The sequence below is a fragment of the Alteromonas alvinellae genome (genome assembly GCF_902705805.1).
The window spans coordinates 7,904-23,656 of the sequence record NZ_CACSIH010000143.1 but is presented as its reverse complement, the minus strand read 5'-3'; the positions used below and the strand labels follow the sequence as shown (position 1 = coordinate 23,656).

Genomic DNA, 15,753 nt, shown 5'->3' with positions numbered 1-15,753 from the left:
CCCACGTTTACGTGGGGTTTCGTACGTTCAAACTTTTCTTTTGCCATTTTTCTCGTTTCCTAAGTTAAAAGTCCGACCCACCAATAGACCGGACCGAACCTTCATTTAGATTAAATTCTAGATTCAATAATAGCCTGCGCCACATTGTTCGGCGCCTCAGAATAATTGAAGAACTCCATTGAGTATGAAGCACGACCTTGTGTTTGTGAACGCAAATCAGTTGCGTAGCCAAACATTTCTGAAAGCGGCACTTTTGCACGTATTATTTTAACACCTGCGACGCCATCTTCCATACCTTCGATCATGCCGCGGCGACGATTAATGTCACCAACTACATCACCCATCCAGTCTTCTGGAGTAGTCACTTCAACTTTCATTGTGGGTTCAAGTAACACCGGATTTGCTTCTGCGGCGCCTTTTTTGAAACCCATAGAGCCGGCGATCTTAAACGCCATTTCAGAAGAGTCAACATCGTGGTATGAACCGTCGAACAAGGTAACCTTTACATCAAGTACTGGATACCCTGCAAGAACACCACTTCGCATCTGCTCCTGAATTCCTTTATCGACCGCTGGAATGAACTCTTTTGGTACCACACCACCGACGATTTCGTTCACAAATTCGTAGCCTGAACCTTCTTCTTGAGGCTCAATGCGCAGCCATACATGACCAAATTGGCCACGGCCGCCTGACTGACGAACGAACTTCCCTTCAACTTCAACAGATTTACGAAGGGTTTCACGATAAGCAACCTGAGGGTTACCTACGTTACATTCAACTTTAAATTCGCGCTTCATGCGGTCGACAATGATATCAAGGTGAAGTTCACCCATACCTGAGATAATTGTCTGGCCTGTCTCGTCGTCAGTTTTAACTTTGAATGACGGATCTTCAGCTGCAAGCTTGCTTAGGGCTATGCCCATTTTCTCTTGGTCAGCTTGCGACTTAGGCTCAACCGCAATTGAAATTACCGGCTCTGGGAACTCCATACGCTCTAGCGTAATAACATGGTTAGGGTCACAAAGCGTATCACCGGTTGTTACATCTTTAAGGCCAATGGCCGCAGCGATGTCACCTGCGCGTACTTCTTTAATTTCTTCACGGTCTTTCGCGTGCATTTGCACAATACGACCAAAGCGCTCACGCTTGCCCTTAACAGGGTTGTAAACCGTATCACCCGTGTTTACTACACCAGAGTAACAACGGAAGAAGGTTAGCGTACCTACAAATGGGTCTGTCGCTATTTTAAATGCTAGCGCTGAAAACGGCTCATCGTCGCTTGAATGACGCTCTGCTTCTGTCTCGTCTTTGTCGTCAAGTACACCTGTGATGGCCTTAACTTCTGTTGGAGACGGAAGATAATGAATAACCGCGTCTAGTACTGCCTGAACACCTTTGTTTTTGAAGGCACTGCCACAGGTGGCAAGAACAATTTCGTTGTTCAGCGTACGCTGACGAAGGCCTGAACGAATTTCTTCCTCAGAAAGCTCTTCACCTTCCAAGTATTTATTCATTAGCTCATCAGATGCTTCTGCAGCCGCTTCGATCATTTCGGTACGGTACTGCTCAGCGGTATCTAAATATTCAGCCGGAATGTCTTCATAGGTAAATGTCATACCCATGTCTTCTTCATTCCAGTTGATGGCTTTCATCTTCACAAGGTCGATGACGCCATGGAAATTCTCTTCAGCGCCCATGTTGATTTGAATCGGAACACAGTTTGCGCCTAAACGCTTGCGGATTTGACCCACAACACGTTCAAAATCAGCGCCAGCCCGGTCCATCTTATTAACGAACACAAGGCGTGGCACTTGATATTTGTCAGCCTGTCGCCAGACTGTCTCTGATTGAGGTTCTACCCCAGAAGACCCACAGAAAACAACCACTGCACCGTCTAGTACACGCAATGAACGCTCTACTTCGATAGTAAAGTCAACGTGTCCAGGGGTGTCGATGATGTTGATCCTGTGTTGATCGAACTGTTGCTCCATACCAGACCAGAAACAAGTCGTTGCAGCAGACGTGATAGTAATACCACGCTCCTGCTCTTGCTCCATCCAGTCCATGGTAGCAGCACCATCGTGCACTTCACCGATTTTGTGAGACAGTCCTGTATAAAACAGAACACGCTCTGTGGTCGTGGTTTTACCCGCGTCCACGTGAGCCACAATACCAATATTGCGATAACGCTCAATCGAGGTCTTACGAGGCATAAATCTCTCTCAGTTAAATAACGTTGATTACCAACGGTAGTGAGCAAACGCTTTGTTTGCTTCGGCCATACGGTGAACGTCTTCACGTTTCTTAACCGCTGAACCTTTATTATCTGCTGCGTCTAGCATTTCAGCCGCTAGGCGTTGTGCCATAGACTTTTCGCCACGTTTACGTGCAGCTTCAACCATCCAACGCATACCTAGCGCGTTACGACGAACTGGACGTACTTCAACTGGAACCTGATAAGTTGAACCACCAACACGACGAGACTTAACCTCTACTGTTGGGCGGATGTTATCAAGCGCTTCCTCGAAGATATCTAGGTGTGCTTTGCCGGTTTTTTCAGCAACAATATCAAGCGCACCGTAAACGATTTTTTCAGCGACTGACTTTTTGCCGTCGAGCATTACGACATTCATGAATTTCGCAAGCAGTTGTGAACCAAATTTTGGCTCTGGTAGGATTTTACGTTGACCTACGACTCTTCTTCTTGGCATTTTCTATTCTCCGTATGAATTCAGGGAAAACCCAAAACTCTTAAACTTCAGTTTGGCCTTACTAACGGAGAACCGTTATGACTTAGGCTTCTTCGCGCCGTACTTAGAACGGGCTTGTTTACGATCGTTTACACCTGCGCAGTCAAGAGTACCGCGAACTGTGTGATAACGAACACCTGGTAGATCTTTAACACGACCACCACGGATAAGTACTACACTGTGCTCTTGTAGGTTGTGACCTTCACCACCGATGTATGAAGAAACTTCAAAACCGTTAGTTAGACGTACACGACATACTTTACGTAGTGCAGAGTTTGGTTTCTTAGGCGTAGTAGTATATACACGAGTACATACACCACGTCTTTGTGGACAAGCTTGTAGAGCAGCTACGTTGCTTTTTTCAACGGGCTTTCTACGCGGCTTGCGCACTAACTGGTTAACTGTTGCCATTAACTAGCTCCTGATTAAAAACTACGAAAACCCAATCACTGTGATTGGGTCCATATTAATGCGATTAATTGCTTAATCGCGCTTGTTTGTGAACATTGTGCTCGTCAACATTCACTGAGCGCTGATACAAAAAACCGCGACCGTTTATCGAGCCACTTGATGGCTATCCAAAATCGGGTCGCGGAATATTAAAGATCATCGCTCTGACTGTCAAGGTGTACAAAGGTTAAGCAGTTAATTTATCTGCAATCTGTACAACATGACTGCCAAATTGTTAGGAGTACGTTAACGTACTCCTATGATCTTGCCTTATTCGGCAGTATCTTCGTCTGCACCTGCGTTAAGCGCTTCGGTTAGTGCCTGTTCTGCTTCAGCAGCAGAAACTGACATTTCTTCGATTTGCTCTTTGCGTTTTTGTGCACGGCGCTCGTGGTAAGCGAAACCTGTACCCGCTGGAATTAGACGACCAACGATTACGTTTTCTTTCAGACCGCGTAGGTCATCTTCTTTACCTTGAACCGCAGCTTCAGTTAGAACACGTGTTGTTTCTTGGAACGATGCCGCTGAGATAAATGACTCAGTAGACAGTGACGCTTTAGTGATACCAAGCAGCTGTGTTTCATACTGCGCTGGGATCTTGCCGTGTTTTTCAATTTCACGGTTAGCCACTTTCACGTTCGATACTTCAACCTGTTCGCCTTCAAGGAACTGCGTATCGCCTGGGTTAGTGATAATACACTTACGTAGCATCTGACGAATAACTACTTCAATGTGCTTATCGTTAATCTTAACACCCTGTAGACGGTATACTTCCTGAACTTCGTTCACGATGTAGTTTGCTACTGCTGATATACCACGTAGACGTAGGATATCGTGTGGAGACTCCGGACCATCAGCGATAACTTCGCCTTTTTCCACTTTCTCACCTTCGAATACGTTAAGCTGACGCCACTTAGGAATCATCTCTTCGTATGCGTCACCCTCAGCAGGTGTAATTACAAGACGCTTCTTACCTTTGGTCTCTTTACCGAAGCCGATAGTACCTGAGATTTCTGCAAGAATTGCAGGCTCTTTAGGCTTACGTGCTTCAAATAGGTCCGCAACGCGCGGTAGACCACCCGTGATATCACGAGTCTTCGAGCTTTCCTGAGGAATACGTGCTAGCACGTCACCTTCGTTAGCCACTTTGCCTTCTTTCGCTTCGATGGTTGTGAAGCTTGGAAGACGAATTTCTTGAAGACCGAACTCGTCGCTTTCAAGAATTAGCTTAGGCTCTTTAGAGTTTACTTTCGCAAGGTCTTTAACAACGATACGGGTTAGACCAGTAAGCTCGTCTTGCTGCATTTCGGTGTTAGAGTCATCAATGTCTGCGAAGCTAATCTTAGCTGCACGTTCAGTGATGATTGGGTGACTATGCGGATCCCAGTTAGCAACAATGTCGCCAGCTGCAATAGTTGCACCGTCATCCACGCTAAGTACAGCACCGTAAGGTACTTTATAGCGCTCTTTCTCACGGCCTTGCTCGTCGATAACAGTAAGTTCTGTTGAACGAGAAACGATAACCACTTTGCCGTCAGAGTTACGTACGAATTTCGCATTGTGTAGCTTAAGGCTACCCGCCGTCTTAACTTGTACGCTGTTCTCAGCAGATGCTCTTGATGCCGCACCACCGATGTGGAACGTACGCATGGTAAGCTGTGTACCTGGCTCACCGATTGACTGTGCTGCAATAACACCAACCGATTCACCGCTACCCACCATGTGACCACGTGCAAGGTCACGACCGTAACACTTCGCACAAACACCGAAGTCGTTGTCACAAGTGATTACCGAGCGAACCATGATTTGGTCAACTGAGTTAGCTTCCAGCATGTCTACTAACGCTTCGTCTAGAAGAACGTTACGCTCTACTAGTACTTCGTTAGTACCTGGCTTAAGTACATCTTCTGCTACCACACGACCTAGTACACGCTCGCGTAGTGGCTCAACAACGTCACCACCTTCGATTAGTGGTGTCATTTGAACACCTTCGAATGTGCCACAGTCGTCGTTAGTGATTACCAAGTCTTGTGCAACGTCTACTAGACGACGCGTTAGGTAACCCGAGTTCGCTGTCTTAAGTGCGGTATCCGCAAGACCTTTACGAGCACCGTGAGTTGAGATGAAGTACTGTAGTACGTTCAGACCTTCACGGAAGTTCGCCGTAATTGGGGTTTCGATGATTGAGCCATCTGGCTTAGCCATCAGACCACGCATACCAGCTAGCTGACGAATCTGAGCGGCACTACCACGAGCACCCGAGTCGGCCATCATGTAAACAGAGTTAAATGATGATTGCTCTTCTTCTTCGCCATCGCGGTTAATTACGATGTCAGTCTTAAGGTTATCCATCATGGCCTTAGCAACTTTCTCGTTGGCATTTGACCAGATATCGATAACTTTGTTGTAACGCTCACCCGCGGTAACAAGACCGTTTTGGAACTGTTCTTGAATTTCAATAACTTCTGCTTCCGCTGCATCGATGATGTCTTTCTTAGCAGCAGGGATAACCATATCGTCGATACCAACAGACGCACCCGCGATCATCGCGTAGTGGAAACCGGTATACATGATTTGGTCAGCAGCAATTACTGTGTCTTTCAGACCTAGCGTACGGTAACAAGCATTCAACAGTTTTGAGATTTGCTTCTTGCCCATCGCTTGGTTGATGATTTCAAATGGCAGACCCTTTGGAAGGATCAATGAGAAAATCGCACGACCAACAGTAGTATCTGTCAGTGTTACTTTCTCAGTTTTGTTGCCATCTTCATCGATGTCATATTCAGTAATACGTACTTTAACGCGTGAGTGAAGCTCAGCATTACCTGTACGGTATGCTTTTTCTGCTTCATTCGGGCTGGTAAATACCATGCCTTCGCCTAAGCCGTTTACTTTGTCACGCGTTAGGTAGTAAAGACCCAATACAACGTCCTGTGAAGGTACGATAATTGGCTCACCGTTCGCAGGTGACAGAATGTTGTTCGTCGACATCATTAGCGCACGAGCTTCTAGCTGTGCTTCGATTGTCAACGGTACGTGTACCGCCATTTGGTCACCGTCGAAGTCGGCGTTGTACGCCGCACACACTAGCGGGTGAAGCTGAATCGCTTTACCTTCAATTAGTGTTGGTTCGAACGCTTGGATACCCAAACGGTGAAGTGTAGGTGCACGGTTAAGTAGTACCGGGTGTTCGCGGATAACGTCGTCTAGTACGTCCCAAACCTCTGGTGCTTCGCGCTCTACAAGCTTCTTAGCTGCTTTGATTGTTGTCGCTAGACCACGTGCTTCAAGCTTACCGTAGATAAACGGTTTAAATAGCTCAAGTGCCATCTTCTTAGGAAGACCACACTGGTGAAGACGTAGCGTAGGACCAACGGTAATTACAGAACGGCCTGAGTAGTCAACACGCTTACCAAGAAGGTTTTGACGGAAACGACCTTGCTTACCTTTAATCATGTCTGCAAGCGACTTAAGTGGACGCTTGTTAGAACCGGTAATCGCACGACCACGACGTCCGTTATCTAAAAGCGCATCAACAGACTCTTGAAGCATACGCTTTTCGTTGCGTACGATAATGTCTGGAGCAGCTAGGTCTAGAAGACGCTTAAGACGGTTGTTACGGTTAATTACACGACGGTATAGGTCGTTAAGGTCAGACGTTGCAAAACGGCCGCCATCTAGTGGTACTAGAGGACGTAGATCTGGTGGAAGTACCGGAAGAACCGTCATGATCATCCACTCTGGCTTGTTACCAGACTGTTGGAATGACTCAAGCAACTTAAGACGCTTAGTAATCTTTTTACGCTTAGTTTCAGAGTTGATTGAAGGCAGCTCTTCACGCATAGCCGCAACGTCTGCGTCTACGTCTAGTGCTGTAAGAAGATCGAATACTGCTTCAGCACCCATCTTCGCTTCAAACTCATCACCGTGCTCTTCAAGTGCATCCAAGTACTCTTCTTCGTTAAGAAGTTGGCTGCGCTCAAGCGTAGTCATACCTGGCTCTGTAACCACGTATGATTCAAAGTAAAGTACACGTTCAATATCACGAAGTGTCATATCAAGCATTAGGCCGATACGAGACGGAAGTGATTTAAGGAACCAAATGTGTGCAACCGGGCTAGCTAGCTCGATGTGACCCATACGCTCACGACGTACTTTAGTCAGTGTAACTTCAACGCCACACTTCTCACAGATAACACCACGGTGCTTAAGGCGCTTGTACTTACCGCAAAGACACTCGTAGTCTTTAACCGGACCAAAGATACGCGCACAGAACAGACCGTCACGCTCAGGCTTGAACGTACGGTAGTTGATTGTTTCAGGCTTTTTAACTTCACCAAATGACCATGAACGGATCATGTCAGGTGAAGACAGACCGATTCGAATATTATCGAATTCTTCAGTCTTGTTTTGTTGCTTTAGAAACTTTAATAAGTCTTTCACATTACTCTCCCAGCGGAGTCAGTCTCTAGAGCCCGGAGCAAGCACCGGGCCATCTCATAACATTACGCGGCGATTGCCGTATTACTTTTCTTCAAGCTCGATGTTGATACCCAACGAGCGAATTTCTTTAAGTAGTACGTTGAATGACTCTGGCATGCCAGGCTCCATTCTGTGGTCGCCATCGACGATGTTCTTGTACATCTTGGTACGGCCGTTAACGTCATCTGACTTAACAGTAAGCATTTCCTGAAGGGTATATGCTGCACCGTATGCTTCAAGTGCCCACACTTCCATCTCACCGAAGCGCTGACCACCGAACTGTGCTTTACCACCAAGAGGCTGCTGTGTAACAAGGCTGTAAGAACCCGTAGAACGCGCGTGCATTTTGTCGTCTACTAAGTGGTTCAGTTTCAGCATGTACATGTAACCAACCGTAACTGGACGCTCAAACTCGCGACCGGTACGACCGTCGAACAATGAAATCTGACCGCTTTCTGGAATATCAGCAAGCTTCAGCATTTCTTTGATTTCAGATTCACGTGCACCGTCGAATACAGGCGTTGCTACTGGAACACCCTTACGAAGGTTTTCAGCTAGACGACGTACTTCGTGGTCTGTGAAGCTATCGATGTCAACTTCTTGGTGATTCTCACCAAGCTCGTACACCTTCTTCAAGAACTCACGTAGTTCAGCCAGCTCACGCTGCTCTTTAATCATGCGATCAATCTTCACACCAAGACCGTGTGCAGCCATACCCAAGTGCGTTTCTAGGATCTGACCGATGTTCATACGAGACGGTACACCTAGTGGGTTAAGAACGATATCTACCGGCGTACCGTTAGCATCGTATGGCATATCTTCTACAGGCTGGATAGTCGAGATAACACCTTTGTTACCGTGACGACCGGCCATCTTGTCACCAGGTTGGATGTGACGTTTAACCGCAAGGTAAACCTTAACGATCTTAAGTACGCCAGGAGCTAGGTCATCGCCTTGAGTGATCTTACGACGCTTAGTTTCAAACTTCTTATCGAAATCAAGTTTGATTTCAGCGTGTTGATCAGCAATTTGGTCTAGCTCTAGCTGTGCATCTTCGCTGTTAAGTGCGATTTCAAACCACTTTTCACGCGGCAGGCTGTCAAGCTTAGCTTGGTCAACACCAGCACGTAGAAGTGCAGTTTGCGCACGGGCAAAGATACCGTCTGCAAGAATTTCAAACTCGTCAGTAAGGTCTTTCTTAACCTGACGTAGCTGCATATCTTCAATTTCTAGCGCGCGTTTGTCTTTCTCTACACCGTCACGGGTAAATACTTGAACGTCGATTACCGTACCGTGAACAGAGTTAGGTACACGTAGAGACGTATCTTTAACGTCAGACGCTTTCTCACCGAAGATTGCACGTAGTAGTTTCTCTTCTGGCGTAAGCTGCGTTTCACCTTTAGGCGTTACTTTACCTACAAGGATGTCACCGCCTTTCACTTCCGCACCAATGTAAACAACACCTGACTCATCAAGCTTGCTTAGTGCAGATTCACCCACGTTCGGGATATCAGAAGAAATTTCTTCTGGCCCAAGCTTAGTATCACGAGCGATACAGCTAAGCTCTTGAATGTGGATAGTAGTAAAACGGTCTTCCTGCGCTACACGCTCAGAAATAAGGATTGAATCCTCAAAGTTGTAACCATTCCACGGCATGAACGCGATACGCATGTTCTGACCAAGTGCAAGGTCACCTAGGTCTGTTGAAGGACCATCAGCTAGCACATCACCTGCAACAATCGGGTCGCCAACACTACAAGTAGGCTTCTGATTGATACACGTGTTTTGGTTAGAACGTGTGTACTTAGTCAGGTTGTAGATATCGATACCCGCTTCACCTGGAAGCATTTCATCTTCGTCTACTTTAATAACGATACGGCTGGCATCTACGTAATCAACCACACCACCGCGCTTAGCAACTACAGTAACACCTGAGTCAACCGCGATAGTTCTTTCCATACCGGTACCAACTAGCGGCTTATCAGCGCGTAGTGTTGGTACTGCCTGACGTTGCATGTTAGCACCCATTAGTGCACGGTTCGCATCATCGTGCTCTAGGAATGGGATAATGCTTGCAGCAATTGAAACGATTTGCTGAGGTGAAACGTCCATGTATTTGATGTCTTCTTTCGGCATCAAAGTAGTTTCACCGCGGTGACGACATGGAATTAGGTCGTCAACCAACTCGCCTGCTTCAGTCAACGCGATGTTTGCCTGAGCGATTGCGAATTGACCTTCTTCAATTGCAGATAAGTAATCGATTTCGTCTGTCACCACACCGTCAACAATGCGACGGAACGGCGTTTCTAGGAAACCGAAGTCATTGGTACGCGCGAAGCTCGCCAATGAGTTAATTAGACCGATGTTCGGGCCTTCCGGCGTTTCGATTGGACATAGACGACCGTAGTGAGTCGGGTGTACGTCTCGAACTTCGAAGCCTGCACGTTCACGTGTAAGACCACCCGGGCCTAATGCAGAAATACGACGCTTATGCGTTACTTCTGAAAGCGGGTTGTTTTGGTCCATGAACTGAGATAGCTGAGATGAACCGAAGAACTCTTTAACCGCAGCCGAGATAGGCTTAGCGTTAATAAGATCTTGTGGCATCACGTTGTCTAGGTCGCCTAAGCTTAGACGCTCTTTAACTGCACGCTCAACACGTACAAGACCAACGCGGAATTGGTTCTCTGCCATTTCACCTACAGAACGGATACGACGGTTACCTAGGTGATCGATGTCATCTACTTCGTCTTTACCGTCACGAATCATTATTAGCTGCTTCATTACAGCAATAATGTCTTCTTTATCTAGTGTACCAGCACCAATTAGTTCTTCACGGCCAAGACGGCGGTTGAACTTCATGCGGCCAACAGAAGATAGGTCGTAACGTTCATCAGAGAAGAACAAGTTATCGAACAAGGTTTCAGCTGCATCTTTCGTTGGTGGCTCACCAGGACGCATCATACGGTAAATTTCAACGAGTGCTTCAAGGCGGTTAGTTGAAGAATCGATACGTAGCGTATCTGAAATGTATGAACCGTGATCTAGCTCGTTGATGTAAAGCGTTTCGAACTCTTTGATGCCCGCTTGGCTAAGTGCCGCTAGGTTTTCAAGGGTTAGTTCGTCATTCGCGCTTACAATCACTTCGCCTGTGTCTTCGTTTACATAAGTAGCTGCGTAAACACGGCCAATTAGGTAATCGGCTGGAACTTCAAGTTCTGTAAGACCGGCTTTTTCTAGTGCACGCGTGTGGCGCGCAGAAATACGACGACCCGTTTCAACAACAACGTTGCCTTCACCGTCAATGATGTCAAAAGCAGCCGTCTCACCACGTAGGCGATCTGGAACCACTTCCATCATTAGCTTGTCTTTGTCGATACGTACGCTTACTTTGTCGAAGAAAGTATCTAGGATTTCTTCAGACGTCATTTCAAGTGCGCGTAAGATAATCGTTGCAGGCAACTTACGACGACGGTCGATACGTACGAATAGGTTATCTTTCGGGTCAAACTCGAAGTCTAACCACGAACCACGGTAAGGAATTACACGTGCGTTATAAAGCACTTTACCTGACGAGTGGGTTTTACCTTTGTCGTGATCAAAGAATACACCAGGTGAACGGTGTAGCTGTGACACGATAACACGCTCTGTACCATTGATAACGAACGTACCGTTCTCAGTCATCAACGGGATCTCGCCCATGTACACTTCTTGTTCTTTAATATCTTTTACGGTACCTGGCGCAGCGTCTTTATCGAACAACACTAACCGTAGTTTTACTCTTAACGGAGCAGAGAAAGTTACGCCGCGAATTTGACATTCTTTAACGTCGAAAACGGGCTCTCCCAGGCGGTAGCTTACATATTGAAGCTCTGAACTACCTGAGTAGCTTTTAATTGGAAAAACGGAACGAAATGCTGCTTCCAAACCGTATTGAGCTTCCGGATCGGTCTCAATAAACTTTTTGAAAGAATCAAGCTGAATTGAAAGAAGGTATGGAATTTCCAATACCTGTGGGCGTTTGCCAAAATCCTTACGGATACGTTTCTTTTCGCTATAAGAGTAAACCATGGGTTCCTCAGCCTGCTGATTTATGACCCAACCTGCTGCAAAATGCTTTAAAACGCGTGCTATGGGCTAAAAGCTGCGTTTCAAATGGCGCACTAAGCAACAAACTTCCACAACCCTTTTTCGGGCAGATACACCAGCATACAACAAAATTTAACCAATTATTAGTTAACTTGTTGGATTTTTATGCTTTTTATGGGTATTTCCGAATGGCGCTTTAAGTAGTGTAACCAAGGGTTAGTTTCTACACACTATACAGCGCAAAAAGGCTGGTGGTTCAAAAAACCACCAGCCTTGCCGTCTCAGGCAATAATCTGACTAGGTCAGATTACTTGATTTCTACTTCTGCACCAGCTTCTTCAAGCTCTTTCTTAAGTGCTTCAGCTTCATCTTTGCTTACGCCTTCTTTGATTGCTTTAGGAGCAGACTCAACTACTTCTTTAGCTTCTTTAAGACCTAGGCCAGTCGCGCCGCGAACTGCTTTGATAACTGCAACTTTGTTGCCACCGAATGAAGTCATTACAACGTCGAATTCAGTCTTTTCTTCTGCAGCAGCAGCGTCGCCGCCAGCAGCTGGACCAGCAACAGCAACAGCAGCTGCAGCAGATACGTTGAATTTCTCTTCAGCCGCTTCAATTAGTTCTACCAGTTCCATTACCGGCATTTCAGCGATTGCGTTTAAGATATCTTCTTTAGTTAGAGCCATGTTCTCTAAACTCCTGGGTATAAAATGTTAAAAAAATCAATATGCCAAAAACGCCAATTACTTGGTGTCTTTGACCGCCGCCAATACGCGCACAAACTTGCCAGGAACTTCGTTGATTGTTTGAACGAATTTCCCAACTGGTGCTTTGAAGGTTGCAAGTAGTTTCGCAAGCGCTTCGTCGCGGGTAGGTAGTGCTGCAACTGCGTCCAATTTCTCTGGACCAAGAAGACCGCTACCAATAGATAGTGCTGTAACTTTTAGCTTATCGTTAGTCTTACCGAAGTCTTTGAAAAGACGTGCCGCACCGCCTGGTGCGTCGATAGAGAAACCATAGATAAGCGGACCAGTTAAGGCGCTGTCTAAGTCTGCAAATTGACTGTCTGCTAGAGCACGCTTTGCAAGAGTGTTACGTACAACCTTTAGGTATACGCCTTGCTCACGAGCTTTAACACGTAGGTCAGTCAGTTCTGCAACTTCCATCCCACGGTATTCAGCAACGGCTACGGATAGAGCGCGAGACGCAACTTCAGAAACTTCTGCTACGATCTCTTTTTTTGCTGCTAAACCTAGTGCCACTGAGTTCACCTCTTTGTATCTGACTTTGTCTGCGGTTACCCGCTTACGCCGTCAGGGTTCACAGATTGATACCAACCCTCATGGTTGATACCGCTCTACGGTGTTTGTTACCCCAGAGAGTCTGAGTCAAACCACCGTCTGCGCAGGTTGTTGTATTAAGCAGTGTGTTGACTGTGAAAGTTCTCTTACCTCTTTCACCACACCGCACCTGCGGTCTAGGACGGGAGCTGCTTATTAGCACTGCTAATTGTCACAGCTCCAACCCATAACCTTTAAGAGATTTCGATGAGCCTAAGCTCAGCGAAATTAAAGACCTACAGAAGCCTTATCAAGAGCAACACCTGCACCCATTGTAGTGCTTAGGCTGATCTTCTTGATGTATGTACCTTTAGCAGAAGAAGGCTTAGCTTTCTTAAGTGCTTCAAGTAGCGCTTCAAGGTTTTCTTGAATTTGGTTCGCTTCGAACGCAATCTTACCAATGCTAGCGTGGATGATACCGTTCTTATCGTTACGGTAGCGTACCTGACCAGCTTTAGCGTTCTTAACTGCCGTTGCAACGTCAGGCGTTACAGTGCCAGTTTTTGGGTTAGGCATAAGGCCACGTGGACCTAAGATTTGACCTAGTTGACCAACAACACGCATTGCGTCTGGGCTAGCAACTACTACGTCAAAGTTCATTTCGCCTTTCTTAACTTGCTCAGCTAGGTCATCCATACCAACGATGTCTGCACCAGCTTCTTTAGCTGCTTCAGCATTTGCACCTTGAGTGAATACTGCAACGCGAACGTCTTTACCAGTACCGTTAGGTAGTACAGTTGCACCACGAACGTTTTGGTCAGATTTCTTCGCATCGATACCAAGGTTAACAGATACGTCTACGCTTTCTGCGAACTTAGCTGTTGCTAGTTCTTTAAGAAGCGCTACTGCTTCGTTGATTTCGTACTCTTTAGTAGAGTCAACTTTGTCGCGGATTAGGCGAGCGCGTTTAGTTAATTTAGCCATTCGATTAGTCCTCTACGTTCAAGCCCATTGAGCGAGCAGAACCCGCGATAGTGCGTACCGCTGCATCTAGATCAGCTGCAGTAAGGTCTGGCTCTTTAGTTTTAGCAATCTCTTCCAACTGAGCGCGAGTAACTTTACCCACTTTTTCAGTGTTAGGACGGCCAGAACCACTCTTGATGCCCGCTGCTTTCTTAAGCAGGTAAGACGCAGGAGGAGTCTTAGTTTCGAATGTGAAAGAGCGATCTTCGTATACAGTAATTTCTACTGGTACTGGAGCGCCTTTCTCAAGGCTTTCTGTTTTCGCGTTGAAAGCCTTACAGAATTCCATGATGTTTACACCGTGTTGACCTAGTGCAGGACCAACTGGTGGACTTGGGTTAGCAGCGCCTGCTGCAACCTGAAGCTTGATAATACCGCTTACTTTTTTAGCCATTTTACATGCTCTCTTGTTTGGGTCTAACGCCTCGCAAATACAGAGATTATTTGCTCAATCGGCTTCCCGTTTCCGTTTAAAAGGGCGCGCATTATATAAGGTGATTAATTACTATGCAAGGGCTAATTAGAATAAAAAACCATCGAAAGGTCAGTATTTTTACGCTCTCGCCTTTTAACCGAAGACCTTATACAAAAAAGCCCCGTCAAACGGGGCTTTTTAAAAATGCTATACGGTAGCTTGAGTAGGCTTAGCCTTTTTCTACCTGACCAAATTCTAGGTCTACCGGTGTAGAACGACCGAAAATAAGTACCGATACTTTTACGCGGCTCTTTTCGTAGTCTACTTCTTCTACCACACCGTTGAAGTCTGCAAATGGGCCATCGATAACGCGAATAACTTCGCCTGGCTCGAACAACGTCTTTGGTCTTGGCTTATCAACGTTTTCTTCAAGACGATTTAGGATAGCGTCTGCTTCTTTCTGCGTGATTGGCATAGGGCGATCAGATGTGCCGCCGATGAAACCAAGTACGCGAGGTACGCTTTTCACTAAGTGCCATGACTCTTCTGTCATCGCCATTTCTACCAATACGTAACCTGGGTAGAACTTGCGCTCAGACTTACGCTTTTGACCTGCACGCATTTCAACTACTTCTTCTGTTGGTACTAGTACCTGACCGAAGTAGTCTTCCATATTGTGCATTTTGATGTATTCAAGCAGGGTCTTCTTAACGCGAGACTCGTATTGTGAATAGGCTTGAACTACGTACCATCTTTTCTTTACTGCTTCTTCTTCAGACATACGCTTATGCTCCTATTCCTGTAATAAAGCCAACTACACGAACGATGATGCCGTCTAGTCCCCATAAAATTAGTGCCATGATTAACGTCGCTGCAAGCACGATAAGTGTAGTTTGGTTTGCCTCTTGACGAGTTGGCCATACAACCTTGCGAACTTCTGTGCGAGACTCTTTAGCAAAGCTCAAGAAGGTGCTACCTTTTTCGGTAGTTGCCGCGATAAAACCAGCTATACCAACAACTACAACAATCGCGATGGCACGGTATAGCACCGAGATCTCACCGTACATTGTATTAGCGGTTACTAAACCGGCAAGTAGTGCAAAAACCACTACCCATTTAAACATGTCCAATGCATTGGACTGATTTTCCGTCTTTTCGCTCATGTTACGATCCTAGCACTACAGCGTCGTTGTTTTACGCATCTAAAAAATGCGCAACTTAAAAATTCTTAGTTTAAGTAAATTTGGCAGGGGTGGAGGGACTCG

General features: G+C 46.2%; 11 protein-coding genes and 1 tRNA gene (1 of these 12 running past the window's edge). All 12 read right to left on the bottom strand.

All coding sequences use genetic code 11. The features are described 5' to 3' along the window. Positions 1 to 110: 110 nt before the first annotated feature. Positions 111 to 2,213, bottom strand: a complete 2,103-nt coding sequence (gene fusA / locus ACX5KA_RS10655; RefSeq protein ID WP_039217587.1) for an elongation factor G — start codon at positions 2,211 to 2,213, stop codon at positions 111 to 113. 27 nt (positions 2,214 to 2,240) lie between these two features. Then, the gene (gene rpsG / locus ACX5KA_RS10650) at positions 2,241 to 2,711 is read right to left on the bottom strand and encodes a 30S ribosomal protein S7 (RefSeq protein ID WP_014951036.1); all 471 of its coding nucleotides are present in this window, start codon (positions 2,709 to 2,711) and stop codon (positions 2,241 to 2,243) included. A gap of 75 nt (positions 2,712 to 2,786) precedes the next feature. Then, positions 2,787 to 3,161, bottom strand: coding sequence for a 30S ribosomal protein S12 (gene rpsL, locus ACX5KA_RS10645; RefSeq protein WP_014951037.1), 375 nt, complete (start codon positions 3,159 to 3,161; stop codon positions 2,787 to 2,789). 309 nt (positions 3,162 to 3,470) lie between these two features. Continuing rightward, positions 3,471 to 7,643 carry a DNA-directed RNA polymerase subunit beta' gene (gene rpoC, locus ACX5KA_RS10640; protein ID WP_039217580.1) on the bottom strand — a complete coding sequence of 1,391 codons (4,173 nt, stop codon included), beginning with the start codon at positions 7,641 to 7,643 and terminating at the stop codon, positions 3,471 to 3,473. Positions 7,644 to 7,724: 81 nt separating this feature from the next. Further along, on the bottom strand, positions 7,725 to 11,753 hold the full coding sequence (rpoB, locus tag ACX5KA_RS10635; RefSeq protein ID WP_458731105.1) for a DNA-directed RNA polymerase subunit beta: 4,029 nt from the start codon (positions 11,751 to 11,753) through the stop codon (positions 7,725 to 7,727). A gap of 325 nt (positions 11,754 to 12,078) precedes the next feature. Beyond that, the gene (rplL, locus tag ACX5KA_RS10630) at positions 12,079 to 12,456 is read right to left on the bottom strand and encodes a 50S ribosomal protein L7/L12 (RefSeq protein WP_015068303.1); all 378 of its coding nucleotides are present in this window, start codon (positions 12,454 to 12,456) and stop codon (positions 12,079 to 12,081) included. A gap of 57 nt (positions 12,457 to 12,513) precedes the next feature. Continuing rightward, positions 12,514 to 13,032 carry a 50S ribosomal protein L10 gene (gene rplJ, locus ACX5KA_RS10625; RefSeq protein WP_014951041.1) on the bottom strand — a complete coding sequence of 173 codons (519 nt, stop codon included), beginning with the start codon at positions 13,030 to 13,032 and terminating at the stop codon, positions 12,514 to 12,516. 306 nt (positions 13,033 to 13,338) lie between these two features. Then, positions 13,339 to 14,034: a 50S ribosomal protein L1 gene (gene rplA / locus ACX5KA_RS10620; RefSeq protein ID WP_014951042.1), complete on the bottom strand. Its 696-nt coding sequence runs from the start codon at positions 14,032 to 14,034 to the stop codon at positions 13,339 to 13,341. A gap of 4 nt (positions 14,035 to 14,038) precedes the next feature. Beyond that, positions 14,039 to 14,467 (bottom strand): 50S ribosomal protein L11, encoded by a 429-nt coding sequence (gene rplK, locus ACX5KA_RS10615; protein WP_014951043.1) that lies wholly within the window; start codon positions 14,465 to 14,467, stop codon positions 14,039 to 14,041. Positions 14,468 to 14,717: 250 nt separating this feature from the next. Next, positions 14,718 to 15,269 (bottom strand): transcription termination/antitermination protein NusG, encoded by a 552-nt coding sequence (nusG, locus tag ACX5KA_RS10610; RefSeq protein ID WP_014951044.1) that lies wholly within the window; start codon positions 15,267 to 15,269, stop codon positions 14,718 to 14,720. Between the two features lie 4 nt (positions 15,270 to 15,273). After that, the gene (secE, locus tag ACX5KA_RS10605) at positions 15,274 to 15,651 is read right to left on the bottom strand and encodes a preprotein translocase subunit SecE (protein ID WP_014951045.1); all 378 of its coding nucleotides are present in this window, start codon (positions 15,649 to 15,651) and stop codon (positions 15,274 to 15,276) included. Positions 15,652 to 15,732: 81 nt separating this feature from the next. Further along, a tRNA-Trp gene (locus ACX5KA_RS10600) sits at positions 15,733 to 15,753 on the bottom strand (it continues 56 nt past the right edge of the window).